The organism is Enterococcus innesii, assembly GCF_022846515.1.
In the GTDB taxonomy this organism is placed as follows: Bacteria; Bacillota; Bacilli; order Lactobacillales; family Enterococcaceae; genus Enterococcus_D; species Enterococcus_D innesii.
This window is the reverse complement of the sequence record NZ_AP025635.1, coordinates 2,636,573-2,660,718: the sequence shown is the minus strand read 5'-3', so window position 1 is coordinate 2,660,718 and position 24,146 is coordinate 2,636,573. Positions and strand designations below refer to the sequence as shown.

General features: G+C 44.3%; 20 protein-coding genes, 2 tRNA genes and 1 other annotated feature. Of the genes, 5 read left to right on the top strand and 17 right to left on the bottom strand.

Going from position 1 to position 24,146, the window contains the following annotated elements; all coding sequences use genetic code 11:
* Window positions 1–139: 139 nt before the first annotated feature.
* From ENLAB_RS12425 to ezrA, 6 genes are all read right to left on the bottom strand, one after another.
* Window positions 140–2,785: a valine--tRNA ligase gene (locus tag ENLAB_RS12425; protein WP_244351341.1), complete on the bottom strand. Its 2,646-nt coding sequence runs from the start codon at window positions 2,783–2,785 to the stop codon at window positions 140–142.
* A 448-nt stretch (window positions 2,786–3,233) separates the two neighbouring features.
* Window positions 3,234–3,468, bottom strand: a binding site (T-box leader).
* A 57-nt stretch (window positions 3,469–3,525) separates the two neighbouring features.
* Window positions 3,526–4,017 carry a thiol peroxidase gene (gene tpx, locus ENLAB_RS12420; RefSeq protein WP_008377033.1) on the bottom strand — a complete coding sequence of 164 codons (492 nt, stop codon included), beginning with the start codon at window positions 4,015–4,017 and terminating at the stop codon, window positions 3,526–3,528.
* Between the two features lie 65 nt (window positions 4,018–4,082).
* Window positions 4,083–4,736 carry a redox-sensing transcriptional repressor Rex gene (locus tag ENLAB_RS12415; protein WP_005237525.1) on the bottom strand — a complete coding sequence of 218 codons (654 nt, stop codon included), beginning with the start codon at window positions 4,734–4,736 and terminating at the stop codon, window positions 4,083–4,085.
* A gap of 153 nt (window positions 4,737–4,889) precedes the next feature.
* Window positions 4,890–6,098, bottom strand: a complete 1,209-nt coding sequence (gene thiI, locus ENLAB_RS12410) for a tRNA uracil 4-sulfurtransferase ThiI (protein WP_042890128.1) — start codon at window positions 6,096–6,098, stop codon at window positions 4,890–4,892.
* 47 nt (window positions 6,099–6,145) lie between these two features.
* On the bottom strand, window positions 6,146–7,288 hold the full coding sequence (locus tag ENLAB_RS12405) for a cysteine desulfurase family protein (RefSeq protein ID WP_220426767.1): 1,143 nt from the start codon (window positions 7,286–7,288) through the stop codon (window positions 6,146–6,148).
* A 185-nt stretch (window positions 7,289–7,473) separates the two neighbouring features.
* The gene (gene ezrA, locus ENLAB_RS12400; RefSeq protein ID WP_194195695.1) at window positions 7,474–9,195 is read right to left on the bottom strand and encodes a septation ring formation regulator EzrA; all 1,722 of its coding nucleotides are present in this window, start codon (window positions 9,193–9,195) and stop codon (window positions 7,474–7,476) included.
* 358 nt (window positions 9,196–9,553) lie between these two features.
* Here ezrA and ENLAB_RS12395 point away from each other — a divergent pair, with 358 nt between their 5' ends.
* A complete protein-coding gene (locus tag ENLAB_RS12395; protein WP_077454038.1) occupies window positions 9,554–10,903 on the top strand; it encodes an aspartate kinase in 1,350 nt (449 codons plus the stop codon).
* A gap of 71 nt (window positions 10,904–10,974) precedes the next feature.
* On the opposite strand, the gene ENLAB_RS12390 is transcribed toward ENLAB_RS12395, so the two are convergent.
* The 3 genes from ENLAB_RS12390 to ENLAB_RS12380 form a co-directional block, all read right to left on the bottom strand.
* A complete protein-coding gene (locus ENLAB_RS12390; RefSeq protein WP_220426768.1) occupies window positions 10,975–11,505 on the bottom strand; it encodes a pyrophosphohydrolase domain-containing protein in 531 nt (176 codons plus the stop codon).
* Window positions 11,506–11,599: 94 nt separating this feature from the next.
* Complete coding sequence (locus ENLAB_RS12385) at window positions 11,600–12,460, bottom strand: Cof-type HAD-IIB family hydrolase (RefSeq protein ID WP_244351338.1); 861 nt, start codon at window positions 12,458–12,460, stop codon at window positions 11,600–11,602.
* Between the two features lie 8 nt (window positions 12,461–12,468).
* On the bottom strand, window positions 12,469–13,299 hold the full coding sequence (locus ENLAB_RS12380; protein ID WP_244351335.1) for a DUF72 domain-containing protein: 831 nt from the start codon (window positions 13,297–13,299) through the stop codon (window positions 12,469–12,471).
* An 88-nt stretch (window positions 13,300–13,387) separates the two neighbouring features.
* Here ENLAB_RS12380 and ENLAB_RS12375 point away from each other — a divergent pair, with 88 nt between their 5' ends.
* On the top strand, window positions 13,388–14,356 hold the full coding sequence (locus ENLAB_RS12375; RefSeq protein ID WP_086293338.1) for an asparaginase: 969 nt from the start codon (window positions 13,388–13,390) through the stop codon (window positions 14,354–14,356).
* A 50-nt stretch (window positions 14,357–14,406) separates the two neighbouring features.
* On the opposite strand, the gene ENLAB_RS12370 is transcribed toward ENLAB_RS12375, so the two are convergent.
* From ENLAB_RS12370 to ENLAB_RS12345, 6 genes are all read right to left on the bottom strand, one after another.
* Window positions 14,407–15,165 (bottom strand): acyl-ACP thioesterase domain-containing protein, encoded by a 759-nt coding sequence (locus tag ENLAB_RS12370; protein WP_244351332.1) that lies wholly within the window; start codon window positions 15,163–15,165, stop codon window positions 14,407–14,409.
* Window positions 15,166–15,180: 15 nt separating this feature from the next.
* On the bottom strand, window positions 15,181–16,011 hold the full coding sequence (locus ENLAB_RS12365; protein ID WP_144771803.1) for a fructosamine kinase family protein: 831 nt from the start codon (window positions 16,009–16,011) through the stop codon (window positions 15,181–15,183).
* A gap of 16 nt (window positions 16,012–16,027) precedes the next feature.
* Complete coding sequence (locus ENLAB_RS12360; protein WP_077454043.1) at window positions 16,028–16,807, bottom strand: tyrosine-protein phosphatase; 780 nt, start codon at window positions 16,805–16,807, stop codon at window positions 16,028–16,030.
* 158 nt (window positions 16,808–16,965) lie between these two features.
* Complete coding sequence (locus ENLAB_RS12355) at window positions 16,966–18,354, bottom strand: L-cystine transporter (RefSeq protein ID WP_008377011.1); 1,389 nt, start codon at window positions 18,352–18,354, stop codon at window positions 16,966–16,968.
* Between the two features lie 345 nt (window positions 18,355–18,699).
* Window positions 18,700–20,028 (bottom strand): C1 family peptidase, encoded by a 1,329-nt coding sequence (locus ENLAB_RS12350; protein WP_005225135.1) that lies wholly within the window; start codon window positions 20,026–20,028, stop codon window positions 18,700–18,702.
* Window positions 20,029–20,147: 119 nt separating this feature from the next.
* Window positions 20,148–21,164, bottom strand: coding sequence for an acyltransferase family protein (locus ENLAB_RS12345; RefSeq protein ID WP_244351329.1), 1,017 nt, complete (start codon window positions 21,162–21,164; stop codon window positions 20,148–20,150).
* 163 nt (window positions 21,165–21,327) lie between these two features.
* Between ENLAB_RS12345 and ENLAB_RS12340 the strand changes: the two genes are divergently transcribed.
* Together ENLAB_RS12340 and ENLAB_RS12335 are read left to right on the top strand one after the other, a co-directional pair.
* Window positions 21,328–21,717, top strand: coding sequence for a GntR family transcriptional regulator (locus ENLAB_RS12340; RefSeq protein WP_005225133.1), 390 nt, complete (start codon window positions 21,328–21,330; stop codon window positions 21,715–21,717).
* A complete protein-coding gene (locus ENLAB_RS12335; RefSeq protein ID WP_220426771.1) occupies window positions 21,714–23,102 on the top strand; it encodes a hypothetical protein in 1,389 nt (462 codons plus the stop codon). Before ENLAB_RS12340 ends, ENLAB_RS12335 begins: the two co-directional genes overlap by 4 nt.
* Before the next feature lie 92 nt (window positions 23,103–23,194).
* Here the strand turns inward: ENLAB_RS12335 and ENLAB_RS12330 are convergent.
* A tRNA-Asn gene (locus ENLAB_RS12330) sits at window positions 23,195–23,268 on the bottom strand.
* Window positions 23,269–23,462: 194 nt separating this feature from the next.
* On the opposite strand from ENLAB_RS12330, the gene ENLAB_RS12325 reads away from it, so the two are divergent.
* Window positions 23,463–23,535 (top strand) — tRNA-Thr (locus tag ENLAB_RS12325).
* 95 nt (window positions 23,536–23,630) lie between these two features.
* On the opposite strand, the gene ENLAB_RS12320 is transcribed toward ENLAB_RS12325, so the two are convergent.
* Window positions 23,631–23,870 (bottom strand): hypothetical protein, encoded by a 240-nt coding sequence (locus ENLAB_RS12320; RefSeq protein WP_096742256.1) that lies wholly within the window; start codon window positions 23,868–23,870, stop codon window positions 23,631–23,633.
* Window positions 23,871–24,146 lie beyond the last annotated feature (276 nt).

Genomic DNA, 24,146 nt, shown 5'->3' with positions numbered 1-24,146 from the left:
CTCGCTCCTATTTTAACAAAAAATGAACGGCTTTCCCATTTTCTTTCCTTTAAACGAGAAAATTATTCGCCCTGTTTCTATTGATTAAGCAAAAACAAGCATCTTCGAGAGATGCTTGTTTGCGCGTGATGTGCTCATCCTATTGGATTGTGCGTAATTGTTCGATCCGTTCTTGAACGGCTTTTTGTTTTTCAAGATAATCGGCTTCTTTGCTGCGTTCTTGTGCCACGACTTCCTCAGGCGCATTGGCAATGAAGCGTTCGTTCGCCAGTTTGCCTTGTACCCGTTGAACTTCTTGAGTGAACTTCGCTAGTTCTTTCTCCAAACGCGCGATTTCTTCTTCAATGTTGATCAACCCAGCTAGTGGCAAGTAGATCGTCGCACCTGATAGGATGGCTGACATCGCCAATTCAGGAGCTTGCAAGCTGTTAGAGATTTCTAGTTCTTCTGGATTACAGAAGCGTTCGATATAGTTTTTGTTGGCGATCAAGAATTCTTCGATCTCAGGCTCATTTGCTTGGATCAGCAAAGTAATTGGTTTCGAAAGTGGTGTATTTACTTCTGCTCGGATATTTCGAACCGAACGAATCAATTCTTTCAACACTTCCATCCCTTGCGCCGCTTTTTCATCGGTCCATTCTGGAGCCACTTGTGGATACTCAGCAACGACTAATGATTCCCCTGTATGCGGCAGTTTGCTCCAGATTTCTTCTGTAACAAATGGCATGATTGGGTGCAACAAGCGTAAAATTTGATCAAGAACATGGACTAAGATGCTCTTATTGACTTGTTTCGCTGCTTCATTGTCACCGTATAAGGTTTCTTTCGACATTTCAATGTACCAGTCACAGAAATCATCCCAGATAAAGTTGTATAATTGACGACCCGCTTCCCCAAATTCGAAGCGTTCAAAAAGATCAGTGACTTTTTCAATCGTTTCATTCAAGCGCGTCAAGATCCAACGATCCGCCACTGATTTTTCACCAGAAAAATCAATGTCTTCAGCAGTCATTTCGCTGACATTCATCAAGACGAAACGGGAAGCATTCCAAATTTTATTGATGAAGTTCCAAGCGGCATCCATTTTCTCATAGCTGAAACGCACGTCTTGCCCCGGTGCAGAGCCATTTGATAAGAACCAACGCAATGCATCGGCACCGTATTGTTCAATGACTTCCATCGGATCGATCCCGTTTCCAAGAGACTTACTCATTTTGCGACCTTGTTCATCACGGATTAATCCGTGGATCAAGACATTTTCAAATGGTCGTTTACCAGTAAATTCCAAGCTTTGGAAGATCATACGGCTTACCCAAAATGCGATAATGTCATAGCCAGTCACTAATGTATTCGTTGGGAAGTAGCGTTGGAAATCTTCATTGGTCTCATCTGGCCACCCCATTGTTGAAAACGGCCATAAAGCAGAACTAAACCATGTATCCAATACGTCTGGATCTTGCTGCCAATTTTCGGCATCCGCTGGCGCTTCAAGTCCTACATACATTTCTCCCGTTTCTTTGTGGTACCAAGCTGGGATTTGATGGCCCCACCACAACTGACGAGAGATCACCCAGTCATGGACATTTTCCATCCAACGTAAGAATGTTTGGTTGAAACGTGGCGGATAAAAGTCCACCGCATCGTCGGTTTCTTGGTTGTCGATGGCTTGTTTTGCTAATGGTTCCATTTTTACGAACCATTGTGTCGATAAACGAGGTTCGACTACTACGCCTGTCCGTTCTGAGTGACCTACGCTATGGACCATTTTTTCGATCTTGATCAGACGACCTAACGCCTCTAAGTCTTTCACGATTTGCTTGCGAGCAGCAAAACGATCCATGCCTGCGTAGGTACCTGCTAAGTCATTCATTGTTCCGTCATCATTCATGACATTGACCCGCGGTAGGTCATGGCGGTTACCGACCTCGAAGTCATTCGGGTCATGGGCAGGAGTGATTTTTACGACCCCAGTTCCAAATTCTTGGTCCACGTACTCATCTGCGATGATTGGGATCTCTTTATTGACCAAAGGCAAAATCACTTTTTTACCAATCAATGCTTGATAACGTTCATCTTCTGGATGAACCGCGACTGCTGTATCCCCCAACATTGTTTCTGGACGAGTCGTTGCGATCTCCACCACACCGCTGCCATCTGCTAATTCGTAAGACATGTGGTAAAAAGCACCTTCGATGTCTTTGTGGATCACTTCAATATCAGATAGTGCCGTGCGGGCTTGAGGGTCCCAGTTAATGATGTACTCGCCACGATAGATCAAGCCTTTTTCATAGAGCGTCACGAAAACTTTACGAACCGCTTCGGATAATCCATCATCTAACGTAAAGCGTTCACGGCTATAGTCTAGAGATAAGCCTAGTTTCGCCCATTGTTCCCGAATGTGACCGGCATATTCTTCTTTCCAATCCCATACTTGTTCAACAAATTTTTCCCGACCAAGGTCATAGCGAGAAATTCCTTGTTCCCGCAGCTTTTCTTCTACTTTGGCTTGGGTAGCGATCCCTGCATGGTCCATTCCTGGTAACCATAAGGTATCATACCCTTGCATCCGTTTTTGACGAATGATGATGTCTTGTAACGTGGTATCCCAGGCATGACCTAAGTGCAATTTTCCTGTTACGTTTGGTGGTGGAATCACGATAGAATAAGGTTTTGCTTCTTTGTTGCCGCTTGGTTTAAAACGGTCATGTTCTAACCAATCTTGGTAACGCCCCGCTTCTACTTCTTGGGGATTGTACTTGGTGGATAGATTCTCAGTTTCTGTCATAGTTGATCCTCCTAAAGTTACGTTTTTTAAGCGTAATGGTTGGTGTGGTTTTTTTGGTGCCAGTTGCCAAGTAAAGCGTGACAATGTTTGAATCGTTCAGGATGAGTGCGGTGGTAATTATTAACTGTTTATTGTTGGTAAAAAATGTTGCTTACAGAGGTCATGGCTCACTTCGTGAACCAATTTTGGTGACTCCTTGTACTGTTCATCATCTATTCTGTCTTGCTCCGCAAGCCAGTCGCTGTGATTCCTAGTACGATTACTACGCTCCCTTTGGTCGCCTAGTACTGTTCATCATCTGCTCTGTCCCTCTTTGTGGGCCAATCATAGTGATTCCTAGTACGGTTACTACGCTCCCTACGGTCGCCTAGTACTGTTCATCATCTGCTCTGTCCCACTTGTGGGCCAGTCGCAGTGATTCACAGCAAAAAGCGCCCTAATGCCGAGGCATTAGGGCGCTGATACGCGGTACCACCTAAATTGCAGATTGCTCTGCCACTTTGACGTGAGGTAACGTTCACGACGCGCTTGATCTTACTGTGCGGCTTTGTCTGCAAGAAACAAACCGTGGTTCGGATCAAAGACCTTCAAGCTACCTTTTCAGTGTCTGGGGAAGTCTTGCACCGACCGACTTCTCTCTGACCGCCAGGGTCACTGATACTCCTCTTGAACATTGTCTTGCTATCATAGATTCTTGTTTCATCTTGCTACATTCTACAATGAACTTTTTTGAAAGTCAATCAGAGGTTTGCTTTCGCCGCATCAATGGCTGCTTGATAATCCGGTTCGTGGGAGATCTCAGGAACGATCTCAACGTGTTGAATCACGCCTTCACGGTCCAAAACGAAAATTGCTCGGGCAAAATGACCGAAGTCTGGGATCATGATTTGATAGGCCTCACCGAAGGTATTCGCCGGATCATGAAGCATGATCATGTCGACGCCTTCTTGGCCGCACCATTGTGCTTGTTCTTCTTTTGTATTGTTAGAGATCGTTACAAAATTTATATCATCCAATTGACTTGCTTCTTGGTTGAAACGCTTGGTCTGCAACGCACAAACGCGTGTCACGATATCGGGAACAACGCTGATGATCGTTGGTTTTCCTAAAAAATCAGTCAGTGTGTATTCCTTGTCCTCTAAACTTTTCAAGCGAAAATCAGCTGCTTTATCCCCTACTTTTGGTTGGTTGCCGGGCATCTCATAAACCGTTTCTTTGCGTGTAACTTGCATAACATCTCTCCTATAGCATTTTCTCCCAGTATAAGAAAGATTGTCAAAAAACGAAAAGGATTTGCTCAGACTTTCGATTTTTGCGAGTAGGTCGTATCAAAAAAGATCAAGGTTTGCAATTCTGTCGTCAAATCAATGTATTGGATATTGACATCTTTTGGCACGATGACGGGATCAGGGGCAAAATTCAGGATTGCTGTGATCCCAGCATCCACGATCGCATCGATCGCCATTTGCGAATAGCGACTAGGAACAGTCGAAATCGCTACGGTGATCCCTTTTTCTGCTACGACTTCCGCCAATTGGTCCATTCCATAGACATAACGTCCACTAATGGTCTGGCCAATCATTTCTGGATCATTGTCAAAAACCGCGATGACGGAAAGATTTTCATTTCTGCGAAAATTGTTGTTAGCTAACGCTTTTCCTAAATTTCCATAACCAATCAAGGCGATTTTTTTCTCCTCATTGGTTTCTAAAATATAGCTCAATACCTCGATCAAATAAGGAACATCATAGCCATAGCCACTTCTACCCAATTCTCCTAGATGAGAAAAATCCCGGCGGATCGTGGCTGAAGGAACTTGCGTGATTTCTGCAAACTCTTTTGATTTGATTCGCTGAATACCTGAGGCATCCAGTAATTTTAAGTGTCGTAAATAAGCTGGCAAACGTTTTGCCGTTGCTTTCGGAAGTTTTTTATCTCTTAATGCTTCCATCCTGTCCACCCTCCTTGTTAAATGATTCACATATCGAGTGTAGCATGTTCCATTTTCAATAGCAAGAAAATATTCACAAACTCTCTCACACGATGAAAAACGACCACAAATATTCCATAACAGTTGTGGTCGTAGTTTAAAAAAGAGAGTTTATTATAAGAATTCAGCGAATTCAGTTGCTGCTTTTTCTTGATTTGCCGTGATTACTTCCAGTTTCAACCCAGCCATCGCCCGTTCCATCATCCCTTCGATATCGAGACGCTCTTCATATTGATGTACTTTATCCAGTCTTGGGCGCGTCTTTGGTTGAGGAGGCGCAAAGATTGTGCAGCAATCCTCAAAGGGCTGAACCGACAATTCAAAGGTATCAATGGCTTCTGCAACTTCAATGATCTCCAATTTGTCCATCGTTGCCACTGGGCGCACGATCGGCGTATTGGTTACTTCATTGATGGCGACCATACTATGCAAAGTTTGTGAAGCGACTTGTCCTAATGATTCACCATTTAAGATGATCAAACCGTGACGAGCCTCACGAATCGCATCTGTCAAACGCAGCATCATCCGACGGGTGATGGTCATCCAATAACCTTGCGGTACGCGGTTTTTGATTTCTTCTTGGATTTCCGTAAACGGAACTTCGATAAATTGAATGCTTCCTACATAAGGCGCAAGCTTCTTCGTTAAATCTTTGGCTTTTTGCAACGCTTGTTCACTCGTATAAGGAGGACTTGCAAAATGGACCGCTTCGATCTCAACGCCGCGTTTCATGGCAAAGTAGCCTGCGACTGGCGAATCAATACCGCCAGAAAGCATCAACATTCCCTTTCCACTGGTGCCCACTGGCAGCCCAGCGGCTCCTTGGATCGTTTCATAGGACAAATAAGCGCCATCGATCCGTATTTCTACACGCAAATTGATGTCTGGTTTTTTCATTTGGACTTTGATATCAGGAAAACGGTCGATCACCGCATTACCTAAGGTCAAATTCAACTGGTTGCTATCTTGCACAAACGAGTGATCACTGCGTTTGGCTGTGATTTTGAAGGTCTCAACTCCCGTATAGATCTCTGCCATGACGTCTTGAACGGCTTTCTTTAATACCTCAATGTCTTTTTCAACCCGAATACTAGGGGAAAAGTTTTGAATACCAAAGACTTTTTGCAGCTTAGGAATGATCTCTTGGCTGTTTTCACCGTTCAATAGCAAGTGCATGCGATCTCGCTCGGCATGAACTTTGACATGGGGATAATCTGCTAAGGTACGTTTAACATTTGAAGCTAATTGCATAATAAAACTACGACGATTTTTGCCCTTTGTTGACAGTTCGCCGTAACGAACCATGATTTCTGAATAATTCACGAGAAAACTCCTTTGATTTGGATTGATTTTATAGTGGTCTGTCGTGCTTAATTGATTTTCGAAAATTTTTGGTACAACTGGTGGAAGACAATCAGAAACTGCTCGACTTCAGCCATCGTATTGCTCTCATCTAAACTGATACGAACAGCCGATGTTGCTAACTGTTCTGGAACGTGCATCGCATGAAGCGTACTGCTGGCCATCTTTTTACGGGAGGAACAAGCACTTGTCGTCGAAAGATAGATCTGCTTTTCTTCAAAGGCATGGACTAAGACTTCTCCTCTGATCCCTTTTAATGAAAAACAAAGTATATGTGGCGCAAACCCTTCAGTGCCAGAAAAAAGCGTGACTTTCTCGTACCCAGCCAGTGCTTCTTGCAAATAGCCTTTTAATAATTGAACATGGTTCGGCTTTTCAGCCTTTTGCTCGGTCGCTAAACGCAGGGCTTTTGCCATAGCAACGATCCCTGGTACATTTTCGGTACCGCTGCGTTGATTTTGCTCTTGCCCACCGCCGGTCATCAATGGCGCCAACTTACGGCCTTGTTTCCAATAGATAAAGCCGGCGCCACGAGGTCCGTGAAATTTATGCGCAGAGAACACGGCAAAATCGACCCGCTCATTGAACCATTGTTCTTGCGGCACCTTTGTGATGGCTTGGACGGCATCTACATGGAAATGGATCGTTGGATGGTCCGCTAGCACAGCTGCGATCTCATGGATCGGTTGGATCGACCCTACCTCATTATTGACCGCCATCACCGAAACCAAAATCGTTTCTTTGCGAATCATGTTTGCTAATTCAGACACGTTGACAAAGCCTTGGGCATCGACAGGCACAACACTGACCTCAAACCCTAACTCGGCTAATTGAGCCGCTGTTTCACTGACGGCAGGGTGTTCAATACTGGAAATAATCAGGTGATTCCCATAGGCTTTTTTCGCTAAAGCAGTCCCTTTGATGACCCAGTTGTCTCCTTCAGTTCCCCCACTGGTAAATGCGATCTCTTTGGAAGAAACGTTTAACAGATCGGCGATCTGCTGACGTGATTGCTGCAGCAGGCGATTGGCTTGATTTCCTAAATCATGCAGGCTTGAGGGATTGCCGATGATTCGCTGACTGACTTGGACATATGTATTTAAAGCTTGTGGATAAATAGCGGTTGTTGCACTGTTGTCAAAATAGATCAATGATAGGACCCTTTCTCTAAAAAATTCTTTCCCATTATAACTGCTCTTGGGCTGAGTTTCAAGGTGACTCGCTGGCTTTGCCCTTATTTAAAGGAAACTTTTCCTTCCTTCGTAAGCGGTACTCATGCAACGAGCCATTCTTTCCATGAAAAAAGCCAGTCAGTTTTTCACTGCTGGCTTTCGTATTATACTAAGTCGCGGTTATTGAAGTAGAAGTTTTCGATCCGTTTGAAGGCACCTGGTTCTACTCGTTCCAACGCTGTGCCGATTTCATCTAGCGCATCTTGATAGCGATATTCTTTACTAAACAAGTAAAGTGATTTGTCGATCGCTGCCTTGATATCTGGATGAGAATGACGATAGCGGTTGGCATATTGCATCATTTGCTCAGTCAATGCCGCAGCATCCACTAAGTCTTTTGTTTGTTCATCTAAAAGATCAAGATCTTCTTCACAGACAGAAACCAATTTATTGATTTCTTGCATGTTGATGCGAATCTTGTTCAATTCTTTGCCTAATTCTTCCACCCGATCCGTTGCCACGAAGAAGAATTCTAAATACTCGCCTGGCAAACCAGGTAAGCGTTGTTTCTCAACAAACCGTTTCAAGTTGCGTAGACGGAATTCGAAGCTTTCCACTTTTTCTTGTGCAACTTTTTCGCCACGACGTAATTCCGCAAGAGAATCATCGATTTCAACTTGCTGGCTTTCCACATCATCCAAAATCTTGTAGGCATCTTTGTAGAAGCTTTGCACTTCTGAATAAGGAATCTCATGTTTTTCCAATTTCGGTAAGTACTCGTTGTTGCGGCGAGCCAATTCGTCCACTTCGGTTTGGAAGCCGCGGACGCGACCCAATTCATTATGATTCAAAGTATAGCTTTGTGCCGTATGATCCAACTCGATCAACAACTGACGGTTGTTCTTCGTTGCATGGTCAATGTAGTCTTCGATGATCTGACGATTTTTCATGACATATTTCTTGGCATTGATCTCACGTTCCATCACCGTATACAAGGCATCAATATCACTTGCAGTATCACGGCTTGCCACTTCAACGGAAGCGACTTCTGTTTTCGCTAGATCGTTCATGGAGTTTTCAACTCGTTTTTTCACACGGTTGATTTCTTCTTGGAAGTTTGCTTCTGGGAACACATATTTTTGTTCTAATAATTTTTTGTAGCCATCTTGGATCTCTTTCAACTGATCAGGGAAGGTACGGTTTAATTCTTCGTACGCCGCTGGGATCCGTTTCATTAAGTCTTCCACTTCATAGGTGTGTTTTTCCGCTTGGTCTAACACTTCCCGTGCTTCCACAGGATCGCCTGAAGTATTTAAGGTAACAAATTGGGTGAACTCAATTTCAATGTTTTTGATTTGTTTTTGCAGCTCATTGTAGGCAGGACCGAATTCTTCGCCTTGATCCCGTAGCTTCTTCTTCAAGTCTTCGTAAACGTCCAACGCTTTTTGGACTTCTAGTGAATTTCGTTCTTCACTTTCTCGTAATTCTTTCAAGCCGGCGCGAATCTCTTCTACTTGACGTTCCATCTCATCCATGGTCGCTTCGGCTTGGACGATCGCCCCTTTTGCTTTGAAAAAGCGGATGCGTTCGTTTAGTTCTTCCACTTCAAAGATTTGACTCTCAAGTTCAGCAAAAGATTTTGTGGAGATATCTGTCCATTGTTGGTTCCACTCACGGAAGGTGTTTTGACTTTGACCAACCAAGTGCATTCTTTTTACTTCATCGACTTCTTCGATCACCGGTAAGTCAAACAGATTTTCTTTGCGTTTTTCCAAGTCATTTAGCTTTTCTTGGTTTTTCTTCCGCATGAAAAAGCCAATTGCATACAAGACCGCTGCGATGATGATGATGGCAATGACAATTCCAAAGATGATATTAGTTCCCATTTTGTGGTTCCTCCAATTTTCAAATATACATGTTTCGTCTAAAACCTGCTGATCAGCAGATTGATTGATAAGTTCGTTGAGTATAAAAAGGACAGACAGTCCCTTTATAAAAAAGCATCTACGCTAGATTATAGCATAAAGAAAAAAATCAAGCATTAGATTGAGGCAAAAAAGATCGACTTTTTTCGCATTGAATAAAATCATTCACGGCTTTTCCAGCGATAATGAAAACAAATCGTGAAATTTACATCAACAAGTGACTTTTTTTCTGATTTTTCCGATTTTTTTCAAGAAACCGCTTGATTTCTCCCTATTGAAACTGTACTCTAGTAAAAAGCTTGAACAGGAGTAATGTCAAATGAAAGTAGCGAAATTCGGAGGCAGTTCCCTTGCCTCAGCCGAACAAGTCGAAAAAGTTGTTGCGATAATTGAAAGTGATCCTAAAAGACGGTTTGTCGTTGTTTCAGCGCCTGGTAAGCGTTCCAGTGACGATCAGAAAGTCACCGATCTGTTACTAGCAGTCTGTACCCGTCTGTGTGCTCAAGAAGAAATTACTGATTTAATCGAAGAAATCTATGCCCGCTATACCGCGATCGCCGCCCCTTTTAATATCGAACAGATCCATTTAGATCGCATCTGGCAATCATTGGCGGCTTTTCAAACGCTGCCTACCCAAGACAATCCGCATCTTTATGATACGGTCTTGGCAAGCGGCGAAGACAACAATGCCAAATTGATCGCAGGGATTTTACAAAGTCGTGGGTTAGCTGCTCGCTACATGAATCCACAAGAACTTGGGTTGCTAGTGACGGATGAACCCCAAAACGCCCGTATCTTGAACAAGTCGTACGCCAAGATCGCACAATGGCGCGATAGTTCTGAAATCTTAGTGATTCCTGGCTTCTTTGGTTACACAGAAGCCGGCGAGATTTGTACCTTCTCTCGAGGGGGATCAGATATTTCTGGTGCCATCGTGGCGGCTGGCCTGCAAGTAGAATTGTACGAAAACTTTACCGATGTCGATGGGATTTTTTCTGCTCATCCAGGCTACGTTCATCATCCAGAGTCCATCAAAGAAGTGACTTACCGAGAAATGCGGGAGCTGTCTTATGCCGGCTTTACTGTGTTGCACGATGAGGCGTTGATGCCTTCATACCATGCAAAAATTCCCGTGGTGATCAAAAACACCAATAACCCAAGTCATCCCGGTACCTTGATCACCAACCAAAGAGACAACTTGGATCAGCCGGTGATCGGCGTTGCCAGTGACGAAGGCTTTTGTATGATCTATATCCGCAAATACTTGATGAACCGCGAAGTTGGTTTCACGCTACGAGTCTTAGAGATTTTTCGTGATTTTGATTTAAATTATGAACACATGCCTTCAGGAATCGATGATATCTCGATCATTATGCGCTCCAACCAGTTGAATCCAGTATTGGAAGAAGAGCTGCTGCGCAAAATCGCCTACGAGATCGATCCCGATGAACTGCGAATGACCCACGATCTCTCCATGGTCGTCGTTGTTGGTGAAGGAATGCGTCAAAGAGTCGGGATCACTGCCGACAGTACCGCTGCCCTTGCGCGAAAAAATATCAACTTAGAGATGATCAACCAAGGGTCCTCTGAGGTCAGCATCATGTTCGGCATCCACAAAGAACAAGAAAAAGCCGCTGTCAGAACCCTTTACTACACGTTCTTTGATTAAACCAAACGTGCCAGTTGCCCGTTCCGATTGCTTATCAGCAAAAGGAGTGGTGCAACTGGCACGTTTGGTTTTTATTCTGACGATTCTTGGGCTTGCGCTTGTTTTTGCGCCAATTGGCGGTTGATTTCTGCCTTGATTCGCGGTTCAGGAGCATACCGTTCTTCCCAATCGCTCGGCTTCATGACTTTGTGGGTCTCAGGATCATAATGGGGCTGCCCATCTGGGAAAAGTTTCCCCATGTTGGCTTCATGAACGATAGCCAAGATCGGCGCTGGATCGACCCCTAACAGTGAAAAAGAGCCATAGGTAAAATACAGCAGATCACAGAGCGCATCGACTTGTTCTACTAGAGAATCACTGACAGGCTGTTTTTTGGCAGCCAGCTTGGCTTGGGCTTGATCGATCGCTTGATGCAAATGCTCCAGACCTGATTGGAAGGTCTCTTCGTCATTGTTGCTGGCAGCATAAAGGAACTCAACTAATTCTTCAATTTTAAAACCAGCACGAAACTGGGCTTTTTCCGCTGAAAAAGCTTGTGGATATGGCGGTCGCGTTGGATCAAAGGTTTTATGAAACTCTTCCGTCATTTCAAATGGACTCATTTTACTCGCTTCTTTCTGCTTTTTCTCATGGTTCTGTTTCATGGTTCTGCGCTGTCTCCTATGTTACTTCATGGATTGGCTACTTGCTTAATTTTTATTCCCTTGCTTGGGCATCCTCGGCAATGATGCCAAAATGGATCAAGGCTTTCTTGATGCCGTCATGATCGTTGGTATCCGTCACAAAGTCGGCACTGGCTTTAGTGATGGGCTGGGCATTGCCCATCGCAACCCCGATCCCCACGCCTTCTAACATTTCCACATCATTAAAATGATCCCCAAAGGCCATCGCTTCTTCCATCGCGATCCCTTCATAGGCCAAAAACTCTTTGATGCCTTTGATTTTTGAACCGTTTTTCGGCACGATGTCAACAGAATAGGCATTGGATCGCTTAAAATCACATTGCGGCAGCTTGGAGCGTAATTTTTCGCGCTCTGATTCAGGGCTCAGCATAATGCACTGATAGATGGGCTCTCGTAAAATGTCCAATGATTCATAACGCTTGGCGTTGCGATTGGGACTGAAGCGCTGCAAAACTTTCTTTAAAAAACCGACGGGAAATTTTTTGGGCACATAGCGCAAGTAGCGCTGCGTGACGGGTGATTGGCTTAAACGGATCGTCAAGCTACCAGCCACTTGGGTTTCTCCGCCAAACATGACTTGACGGTAATTTTCATCGGCGTAGTCTACGATCGCTTCCAATGTTTGTTTTGGAAATGGTTTGGCATAAATCAAGTTTTCCTTCGTGTAGACATATTGGCCGTTATAGGTGATAAACATGTCTAACGACAAGTAATCGATCACCTTCTCTAAATCAACCGGACCACGTCCGGTGGCAATGCCGCAGAGGACGCCATTGGCTTGGGCTTGTTTGATGGCTTCACGGGTACTGGCAAGCGCCTTGCCGTTGCTGGCGATCAGTGTGCCATCAATATCAAAAAAGATTGCTTTTATCATATGACTCCTCAAAATAATTTCAGCTGATTAGGATTTAATGCTTCGTAATCGATCTGCAGCGCATCGATCAATGCGCGGGCATTGTCAGCGGCATCACGACCGGCATTATTATTGAAGACCACTGCGACTTCTTTGGCATTGGCTTCGATGGCTTGGACCGCTTGTTTTAACTCCGTTAGTTCGGCTTGGTCATAGCGATACAAGGTCCGCAGATTTTTGGCGTCTGGTCCTGTCGCTGTCCAGCCGCTGTCGTTGCGTCCGTGAAAACGGCACAAGACAAACTCGGGATTGGTCACGGTTGGATCAAGGGGAATCGTGGTCGATAGCTTTTTCGGCTGATCAACGACTACTAAGGAAAACTGTTTTCGCTTCATATAATCGATCATGCCCGGATACAGTTTTGGCTGATACCAGCTGCTGTCTCTCAGCTCAATCGCCACGGGGTAACCCGCAAACCATTCTCGCACTTGGTCTAAATAGGCAACATTTTCTTTCGTACATTTAAAGCTGTTGGGAAACTGGGCTAGTAGGCAAAACAGTTTGCCCGCTTCCATCATTGGCGCGATCGCTTCTTTGTAAAGCTGCAGCGCTTCAGTCATGGTCAACGGATCTGGTAAATCCCCTTGGGTGGTCACACTTTGATGGACTTTCAACACAAAGCGAAAATTTTCGGGAATCTGGGTCAACCAGTTGCGCACATCTTTTTCTTTTGGCAAAAAATGATAGGTGGTATCCAGCTCAACTAACGGAAAATAACGGGCATACTCAAATAATTTCGAGTTTTTTCTTTGCACGAGACTGCCATGTTCACTAAATGTGGTACAACCAATTCGAATCATTTTTTCCCATCGCTCCTTGTTTTCTTATTTTAATAGTATACAATAGTTTTGAGTTAAGAGTAAATAAATCATTGCAGGTGATGAAAAAATGAAACGAATTCTCGTGTTGCACACTGGCGGCACCATCGCCATGAAAGAAGACACCCTGACTGGCGGCGTCAGCCCTGATGTCAGCAATCCACTGATGGATGCACCGATCCACATTGACGACGATGTTGAATTGATCGTCGAAGATATTTTTAATATTCCCAGTCCTCATATGACGCCAAAAGAGATGCTGCAGCTGAAACAACGTATCCAGCTGGCGCATTTAAGCGGTGTCGATGGGGTCGTGATCACTCATGGAACCGATACGCTGGAAGAAACAGCCTTCTTTTTAGATACCACGATCGGCGGTCAATTACCGATCGTGGTGACTGGTGCCATGCGCTCAAGTAATGAAATCGGCAGTGACGGACTTTATAACTTTGAAAGTGCGATTCGGGTCGCCAAGTCCCCCGATGCCATAGGAAAAGGTGTCTTAGTCGTGATGAACGATGAGATCCATTCCGCACGTTATGTTACGAAGACCCACACCACCAATATTGCGACGTTCCGCACCCCGACATTAGGTCCGATCGGCTTAGTCACAAAGCACCGTATCTTGTTTATGCAAGAGCTGTTAAATAACCGCCATTTGGATGTTGATCGTGTCGACGGTCTGTTTCCGATCGTCAAAGCCTATGCGGGGATGACTGGGGAATTGTTCGATGCTTTAGCCGACTCGCTGATCGATGGACTAGTGATCGAAGCTTTAGGCGCTGGCAATCTGCCGCCGCAAACCATAGAACCTTTGAAAAAACTGATCGCTAGAAACATTCCAGTCGTCTTAGTTTCTCGTTGCTTCAACGGAGTTGCCGAGCCGGTCTATGACTACTTAGGCGGCGGGATCGAATTGCAGGCTCTTGGGGTGATTTTCTGCAATAGCATCAATAGCCAAAAAGCCCGCATCAAATTGCTGATAGCAAAAAACCGTGGGTTGACCATGGATGAACTGCCTGATTTCATGGAGAATTAACCAAACAAAAACCCTTTTGCCATTCCGCTAATGGAGGCAAAAGGGTTGTTTTATTTTTCTCGCCAAGTAAAGATGGCTTCGCAGTAAGTATCCTCACCAATCTTGATCTCGTGGATCGTTTGCAGCGGCACAGCCTCGCCGGCTTCATCGACTGTCTTCTCATTGATTTGAAAATGGCTTTCGATCAAATGGCCGTAAGCCACTTCCCGATCAAAGCGGATCGTCACTTGTGTCACTTCATGTTTTGTTAAAAACTCATAGCCTAAGACGTCCATCAGCCAATTGAAATACATGGCATTGTTAACATGCTGATTGCTATCGATATCGTAGAAACGCACCCGATACGGCAAAAATTGTCCTTGTGTGATAGGGGTGATCTTCGGATAGCGTTTGATTCGCTTGATTTTTTCACTGCCAAAAGGCGCCACGATCTCATCTGGTACACTGCTGACTTTGCGCGTCTCCGGGTCCATCAACGCAAAAACCGCCTCGATTTTGACCAGTTCCGTTCCGTCTTCTGCCAATAACCAAAAGTAACGGTAACAGAAAAACTTATTGTATTCTCTCGCCTGGGTCGCCACTTGGATCTGCTCCCCTACGCGCGGCAAACGAGTCATCGTTATGTGATAGCTGGTAATGATCCAGGTCAAGCCATAACTAGCGATGACTTCCGGTCCGCGGTTTAACGCCGCACTTTGTTCTTCTGATGTCTTGATGGCGATGCCTAGCATGGCTGGAAACGTCATCGTTTGGTTGATATCACATTCATAATACGCCACTTCATGCGTGGTTTGATACTTTGCTGCCATAGTTCTAATTGCCTCCTAAAAACGACTCAATAGTTCATCGACATTGGATCCATAGCTTTCGCCAAATTGATTCAAATGGACCAATAAATAATACAATTGATACACTGGCAGTCGCTCTTGCCAATCCTCATCTAATGGGTAGACTTCTTGATAGCCTTCCAAAAATTCCTGACGAAAACCGCCGAAGAGCTGGGACATCGCAATATCCATTTCTCGATCCCCATAAGCGACTGCTGGATCAAGAAACACTGGTTCTCCTTGTTGATCGAACAGCACATTCCCCCGCCAAAAATCACCGTGCAATAAAGCAGGTGTGACGCTGCGATCACGCCAATTCTCATGCAAAAAATCTTTCAAACGCAGATAAGCGGCTTCCCGTTTAGCATGCCAGCGATTACCCAGCTTCGCTAATTCGACTTGCACATCCAAACGGCAGACTGTGTAAAAATCAAGCCAATCGGTGGTTTTCGGATTGACTTGCGGCAAAAAGCCGATGTAATTGTCTTCGTAAAAACCAAAAGTTTCCTGCGTCTGCTGATGAAGCCGAGCCAAGCTTTGGCCTAAGCGTCGCTGCTGTCCTTCCCCACTATCGATCCATTCCATCAATAAAAACGCCCCCTCTTCGGTCTGACCGAGACGTTCGATTTTTGGCACTCGCACGAAAGGGGCTAATTCAGCTAAGCCGTTGATCTCTGCTTGAAAGAACATCGATGAAACATGAGGATGGGTCTTTAAAAAATAGCGATTTTCCGCTGTAGTGAAACGATAGGTTTGATTGACATCCCCACCACTGATGGGCGTCAGCGAGCCGGTCATCCCGATTGCTGCGAACAATGCTTCCTCCATACGGATCTCCCTTTCTTTACTCAGTCAGTTGGGCAGTCAAATACGCTTGTTCCTCTTTCGTCACCCCTAGTCCTTGCGAAAGATACTGATCGACCGAACCGAAATGCTGATCGATCGCTGCCAAACTTTCATCAAGAAAACTCTCTTTGGCACTCATCAAAACCGTGATCGCCGTTAACAGCTCTTGCGGCAAACGCTGGGTCATTGGGGCAAATTTTTCTTTTAGCATTGGGGCTAGATAGCGATTGGTCGCTAAATAATCTTCTTTGATCGTCGTTGGTGCCACCGCCAACACATGCAGCAATAAAAAGGCGCCAAAGCCTGTGCGATCTTTGCCGGCGGTACAGTGGAACAAGGTTGCTCCTTCGCCTTCCGCATTGTCGATCACATGATCAAAGAACTGCCGATATTGTTGGCGGGCATAGTCGCTTTCAACAAAGTGACGGTAGACTTTTTTCATCTGCTCTTCGGCATCTTCCCCATCTTCCAAGCGCTGCTTCAAGCTTTCTGGCGACAAGGAAACCATCGTTTCGTCTTCTTTGAAAATAGGTAAAAAAAGCTGCTTTGCTGTGGCGATCGGTCGATCAGGCTGTGCATTGGCTTCAGCGATGGAGCGAAAATCAATGACCTGATTGACCCCATAGTTTGCCAGTACTGCTTGATCTGAAGCAGTCAATTCATTGATCGCCGCACTGCGGATCAATTTATTTCGTTTGATCGTCGTGCCGTTTGTCGTTTGATAGCCGCCAAGTTCTCTGACGTTTGCTGCTCGTTCTAGTTGAATCAATTGTGTCATTGCTTATCCCTCCCGCGATGTTCTAGTTAAAAGTATAGCAGAAACTTCGCTATTAAGGGCACTGAAACCTAGATTTTTCTATGAGCTGAGCTTTAACGGACAAAAAAAAGAAAGACCACACGCAGTCTTTCTTTGCTTTCGCTTGTTACAAAACGTTTCTATTCGGCTTCGATCACGGCGGCGGAATCATCTAAGATCGAACGATCCAGTTCGTTGATACGGCTGCTGGTCACCATTCCTGCAACCATACTATCGCTGACATTAACGAGTGTCCGTGCCATATCGATCAATGGTTCAACAGAAATAACTAAGCCTACGATGGCGATCGGCAAATTCATTGAGCCTAAGACGATCAATGAAGCAAAAGTTGCGCCACCGCCGACACCGGCAACACCGAATGAGCTGATCGTAACTACTGCAACTAGCAGCAGGATAAACTGCCAATCAAAGACATTGATCCCAACCGTTGGTGCAACGATCGTTGCCAACATCGCTGGATAAACACCCGCACAGCCGTTTTGACCAATCGATAACCCAAAGCTGCCTGCAAAGTTAGCCGTGGCTTCATCAACACCTAACGCTTTGGTTTGGGTTTCAATGTTCAATGGCAAGGCACCCGCACTTGAACGAGAAGTAAAGGCAAAGCTCAAGACTGGAAAGGCCTTTTTGAAATACGTTACTGGATTGACCCGAACAGCGATCAGCAATAATGAATGAACGAGTAAGACCAAAATCAAAGCCGCATAAGAGGCGATGATAAATTTCCCTAAGTTCAAGATGGCTTCAAAATCACTTGAAGCTAATACGTTAGTCATCAATGCCAAAACCCCATAAGGTGTCAGGCGCAAAACTAACGTGACGATACGCATCACGATTTTATATAAGCTGTCCATCAAATTCGCAAAAGTTTCCGCTTCTTTCGGTGATTTACGTTTGACACCAAGAAAGGCGATCCCAACAAAGGCTGAGAAAATCACGACCCCGATCGTACTTGTCGAACGAGTACCAGCAAAGTCGGCGAAGACATTGCTTGGGATGAAGGAAACGATTTGTTGTGGAATCGATAGATCTTGGACTTGTGTCGAACGTTCCGCTAATTCTGCGATCCGTGCTGTTTCCGTTGCCCCTTCGGTAAAGCTGGCACCGTCAAGACCAAAGACCATGACCATCACGATCCCGATCAAGGCAGCGATCGCCGTTGTCCCTAGCAAAGTTGCAAGAACCGTAAAACTGATCTTCTTGATTTTTTCGCTTTCTTTCATCTTGGTGAAAGCACCAACGATCGAAACGAAGATCAAGGGCATGATCAGCATTTGCAAGAGGGCCACATAGCCACTACCGACCATCGTGATCCAGTCAAGAGCTTGCGTGACAACGTCAGAGCCTGTCCCAAAAATCAGCTGCAGCACACCACCAAAAACGATCCCGACGAACAACGCCGCAAAGACCCGCGTTGAAAACTTCAGGTGACGCTTTTGCAATAAGTAGAACCCATAAATAAGGGCAGCAAAAAGTAGAACAACAATAATAGTTAACAGATTTGTCATTTGAATCCTCCTTTTGTTCAATAAACATGACAAAGTCTGTCAGAGGAAGTAAAGGTTCCCAGTGACCATTCTTCAACAGTTCACTCTAATGAGACGTGTGGCATCATTAGTGACTATTCCATTTTAAAGAAGTTTGCTTCATCTTACAATAAATAAGTTTCCAGTTTTCTGCGATGGTACCGCTTTTTTGTCAGAAAATAAAAAAAGAACCGTTGCCACACCCCCCTGCTGCTAGGATTTCTGCTTTCCTAACGGTTGGATTGCGGCAACTGGTTCGTTATTTTTTCATTTCGTCTTTTTGAAAAAATTCAGAGAATATTCAAGAGGTCAATAGAAATTGCTGACTTACGCCAATGCCCCCATTGGGTCCCAAGGTGCTAAGACCGTTGGTTCTGCTTCAAAGGCAGCCAATTGTTCAGCTGTCAGGAATTCTTTGCGAACCACGATTTGATAGGTGTATTCATCCATCCATGCATCGCTCATGACGAAGAAGCCATTCGTTCCGACTTTTTCCCCCCAGCTGTTTTCGACTTTCCATTTGGTTGATTCGCCGTCAATCAAGTCAACGCCAGTCAAGACCATCGCATGGGTCATTAAGCTTTCGCCAAAATCTAAGCGTTCTGCTTTGGTCATCGTAAAGTCGATATCAAATAAGTCGTTAATATCATAGGCATCTAATGCCATGATCCCAGTATCTCTGGTAGAAGATTGACCGACATCACAACCGAACCACACGGACTCCCCTTGTTCCAATTGAGCGATCGCTAATTTTTTGAAGGTCGGCATATCGACGTTCAAGTATTTGACTTCTTTGCCGCCAACCACGTTGCCGAGCATTTCTACGGTATACGATTGATTGTAAGGTTTGTCGGCAGTTGGTGCGTTGATGATGCTGACATAATCGTCAAGGTCAACACCAACATATTTTTCATAAAAGCTTTGTGGTGTTAAGTTGCGATCAATGTGATAATTTTTGTCTTCATCACGGTATTCAAAATCAAAGGTTTCTGGCGGTGTGCCTAAAGAAGTCGCTAAGAAACGATAAATGTCTTCCAACATCGCTTCTTTGGCTGTTTGGATGTCTTCAGCTGTTTTGCCTTCGGCTACTAGCTGACGCAAAGCAACCGCATCTTTACGCAGTTTTTTGTTTAAGTAATTGTTTAGGTCACGAGAATTAGAAGAGTTGCTGCTTTCTGGCATGACTGTTTTTGGCACGACACCATATTTTTGGAAAATCGAAACGATCATGTCCCATTGCCCACCATCTTGTTGTGGGGTTTGCAACAAGAAAGCAACTTTGCGACTTGTCAAAGGCTCGTTGGCAGTTGCTAAAATATTTTCATAGAAATAGTTGGCTTTTTCGTATTTGTCCCAAAAGAAGGTATGGTTTTGCGACAATTCAAATTCTTTTAAATTGAAATCATTCAGCATCTTATGACGGAATGTATTCAATGCGGCAAACATCCAGCAGCGACCTGATTGTTTTTGGTTTGAGACTTTCCCTGTTGTCACATCGACTGAGAAAACCGGCACATTGTTGACTTTTGCTGACACGTTTTCTGCAGAAGCGGTGATCCCATTTTTCACCACACTTCGTTGTAGTGCCGTTTGTTTATTGTTGTCTTGATACGCTTGCGCAAAGGCAGCGGTGGTCTTTTTTGAAATTTCTGACATATTTCTTCATCCTTTCACTTTCCGTTCCTTCCATTTTACGCCTCTGCCTCTCAAATAACAACCGCTCCTAGAAAAATGAAAGGATCATCTTTCTAAGAGCGGTTGCTCGTATCAAGGATTTAAAGGGTGAGCATCAAAAGCAAAAAGCCAAGTAAAACAAAGGATAGTCCTCGTTCAAATCGTGCATACAGGAAGCGGATCGGGCGACTGGCTAGCAAGATCGTCAGTAAAACACTGGCTAACACCAACGTCACAAAGCCTAAAACCGATAGATTCAAGTCGGTGATCGCTAATGCCCGCAAGCCCTTGATGAAGATCCCTTGTAAAAGATAGACCAGCAGAGTGTTTTTGCCCCACTTCGTAAAAAACAAGTGCTCTCTGGGCACGAGGCTCAGAAAGCCGATGATCCCCATCAGCCCGATCACGAAAAAGACCGCACGCAAGGGACCGCCAAACAACGGATAGCTCAAGTAATCGTCATAGGGCTTGGAACCAAAAACCATGTACTTGTTCATCCCATGAAAAAACGCGATAAAGGTGTAGATGATCGGTAAGAAAAGCAAACTGATGGTCCGAATCTTTGGTTTCAATAAAAAGCGCATCTCATTTTTGGGAAAATATAACCCGATGATGAAAAACGGCAAAAAGACAAAGGTCCGCTGCAAGGTCAACACTTGATTTAAAAACGGCACGTAGCCAGCGAAGATACTCAAGCCGATACTCAGCAAGATCGCCTGCTTTTTGGACATTTTTTGAAAGACCAACAAGGAGAGCTGCCAAAAGAACATGCTAAGCAAAAACCAAAGTGCCCATTGCGGATTCAACAGTTGGATTTTTAACGACTCCCTTAGACCGATCAACCAGTAATAGACGGTGTAAAACACCTGAAAGAAGACATAAGGCAGCAAGAACTTTTTCATCAGCTCACGAAGCTTGTGTCCCTTCGTCAACGGTTTGGCAAAGTACCCAGCCAGAAAAACAAAAGCTGGCATATGGAAAGTGAAGATAAAATAATATAGGTCATGATAAAACTTCTGATCGCCAATAAAAGGCTGTAGTAAGTGACTGAAGACGACCAAGATCATCAGTAAAAATTTTGCATTATCAAAGTAAGCCGTTCTTTGCGATTGGCTCATAAAAGTTCCTCCTCTAAGTTGTATCTGTCAAAGGATACCTGATCCATGAAACAGAACTGTAACAAGCTATTTACTTTTTCCTAACGATTCTTGTTCATTTGATTACCAGTTGCTATTTTGTATGTTTTGTATTAATATATATAATACAAAGGAGCTGTTTTCGATGATATTTGATATTCAAACCCAAAGCAACCAACCGATCTACCAGCAGTTGCGGGAACAGATCATTGTCGGTATCGCAAAAGGCGATTTATCCGCTGGCGAATTGCTGCCATCCGTCCGTCAATTAGCCGAAGAGATCGGCATCAATACCATGACGATCTCAAAAGCCTACAATTCCCTCAAAGAAGAAGGCTTGTTAGTCACAGATCGCCGCAAAGGAACCGCCGTTGCCGCGCCACCACCGTTTACTTCTGGACAAGAAGCGGAGTATCGCCAAAACTTGCAGCTGCAGCTAGCAACCGCTCTCTTACACGGCAAAAGCAAGCAAGCGCTTTTAACGGATGTTCAACAACTGCTGGACCAATTTCCTGAAAGGAATGAATGCAAATGACCTATCTTTTTTTCATTATTGCTCTTGTCCTCTGTGGGACGACCGCCTTTGGTTTACGCTTGATCAGTAAACCCCACAAAAATGTTTTACTCGAAAATACCCTTGCTCCTGAGCATCTGGATGATCCTAGCGTCCACAGCTTGATCACAGAATTTCGCAAGCGTATCTTACAAATCGTTGGTACATTTAGTGTAGCAAGTCTCCTTTTTTTGTTCAATTTATCTGACTCCATCATCCTTACCCTGTTCTGGCTTTATATGGCCGCTTTGCTGGGAACAGCTTACCTGGTGCAAGTGCATTACATCGGGAAAATGCGGCAATTGATCCTTGCCAATGGATGGGAACTACCCATCGATCCGATTCGGATCGATACCAAACTCGTTCAAGCCAAAAATAAACGGATGTTGCCGTGGTATAGCCTCGTTCCTGCGGGGATTTTGTTAATGATCAGTTTGTACCAAGCATGGCAGTTGCCTGATCTTTCTACAGGATACTTGATGGGCGGCGTCTCCTTAGCAATTTTTGCGCTGTTCGTCTATCTCTGGGTGATCATCAGCCGCTTACCCGTTCGTGGGATCAGTGGTGATTCAGCTATCGACCAGCACATCAATGATTTAACAAAGCGCTATTGGTCCTTATTGATCGCTGTCACTTGTACCATTACGCTGCTCTTGTTGACTGTCCCGCTGGCATCCATGTCCGCGACTGGAGCATTCAGTACTATCCTCTTAGTGCTCTTTGTTGTTTTGGTTGTTTTCTTGATCGTCTTTACCTTCTTCTTGTTGCTAGATCTGCGTAAAAAACAAGATCAGCTCTTAGAACCAGCAGCACAACCGCGCTATTATGGCGAAGATGCTTACTGGCGATATGGTTTTTACATCAATCCTAATGATGCGCGACTGTTCGTTCCTGACCGTGTTGGGATGAATATCGGCATCAATCTAGGCAAACGCAGCGGACAAATCGTCGCAGGTATCACCGCTGTCTTCTTACTTGTGTTAATGGTCGGTACCATCATTCCAATGTACCGCTTAGATTTCGCTCCTGATGCGATCACCGGCGAAGTGCAAGGACAAGAAGTCACCTTTGATGCACCAATGACCGGGAAAACAACGGTCTCTTTGGCAGATATAGAAACGGTGGAATTGATCGAAGCTTTGCCATCGCCTCGTGTTCGTACCATGGGTGTAGGAACCGCCAGTTACCAAATCGGTAAGTTTACCGTTGCCGGTGAACCAGCCAGAATGTTCGTGGACATAAACTCGATACCTATTTTAAAAGTCACCACCAAGGATGGCCCAACCGTTTTTTACACAAATAAAAAAGCCGCCGAAACGACGGACTTATATGAGGAACTAGTACAGAAGATTTCCTCAGCGAAGTGAGAGTTCTGGAGAAAAAACTGGGGAACCCATTATCTCCAGGCTATCCACAATCAAAAAAAAACGACCTTCCAAAAAGAAGGTCGTTTTTGATACTCCGGCAGTAGGACTCGAACCTACGACATCATGATTAACAGTCATGCGCTACTACCAACTGAGCTATGCCGGAAGAATCTATCTGTACTATACCAAATAGTCAGATAATTTAGCAAGAGCAAAAATCAATTTTTTGTTCCTTTTTTTCAAGAAAATCCCCTTTTAGAAACTTCCCTTCCCGCAAAGTGTTTTTCTCAAGAAATATCCGAAAATTTCATTGACAAAGTAGCGCCTTTACGGTATTCTATATCTTGTGTTAAATAACACGCCGCTTTAGCTCAGTTGGTAGAGCGCATCCATGGTAAGGATGAGGTCGACGGTTCAAGCCCGTCAAGTGGCTTTGGTAGGACAGCGTTTGTCGGACGTTGTCTTTTTTTGTGCATCTAATTCCCCAAATATAGCGATATTTTCTTAACTTAATCATTCGTATTGCCCCTAATTCCCTGCGATATACAAAAGAAATAAGATCGTAAAACCCAATAGTAGGACAGATACAACGGCTTTCACCATCCTCGCTGCATCTTTAAATTTAAACAAGAGCGTATATAGATTAATAAAGTAAATGATCGACAGGACTACTTCTTGCGAATATTCCTTCACTTGAATCAAGCCTAACCATATAATCAGCAAAAGAATCGAAAAAACAACCAAATAGTTTTCTGCAACACGTTTCATTTCATTCTCCTTTCCAATGATAGAACACTTGCAACCAGCTGAATCGTGGAAACTCAGTAAATTATCAGCCCCTCTCTTCAATACTTTTCCTAAAGCCTTTGCTTATGAAAAGTGTAACAAGCTTTCTCTTCTAATGGTCAAAATTGTTCAATTTACATAGTTATTATTTGTTAAAAAGATTAAAATGGGTTTTCAATCGTTACTCACAGCTCAGTTTTAGGCACTTCTTTTTTACAACAAAAAACCCGCTCTCCTAAAGCTAAGAGAGCAGATTTT